Source organism: Micromonospora sp. DT178 (assembly GCF_049841695.1).
In the GTDB taxonomy this organism is placed as follows: domain Bacteria; phylum Actinomycetota; class Actinomycetes; order Mycobacteriales; family Micromonosporaceae; genus Micromonospora.
In genome coordinates this window covers 1-335 of record NZ_JBNCKV010000069.1, presented here as the reverse complement: position 1 = coordinate 335, position 335 = coordinate 1, and the positions used below count along the sequence as shown (strand labels likewise).

Genomic DNA, 335 nt, shown 5'->3' with positions numbered 1-335 from the left:
GGGGACTGTGGGCCCAGCAGTCGGCGATGACCGGGCATCTCGACGAGGTCGACCTGGACCGGATGCGACGCGGCGGCATCCTTGCCATGTCCCCTGAGCAGGGCCTGGCGTTGTTCGACGCGGCGGTGCGTACCGACCAGCCGCAGCTGGTACCGATACGGGTGGACGTGGCCGCGCTTCGTCGAGTCGGCGCCGGTAGCGTGCCGCCGCTGTGGCGGACGTTGGCCGGTGGCTCGACCCGCCGGGCGGCGACCACAGCCGACGCGCGGGTGGATCTGGCCGCCAGGTTGGCCGCTATGGGAGTCGAGGAACGCCAGCGGACAGTCCTGGAGCTG

Annotated in this window: 1 pseudogene; it reads left to right on the top strand. The window is 71.9% G+C overall.

The features are described 5' to 3' along the window. Positions 1 to 26: 26 nt before the first annotated feature. A pseudogene (locus ACLQ22_RS31990) lies at positions 27 to 335 on the top strand (SDR family NAD(P)-dependent oxidoreductase); the annotation flags it as partial.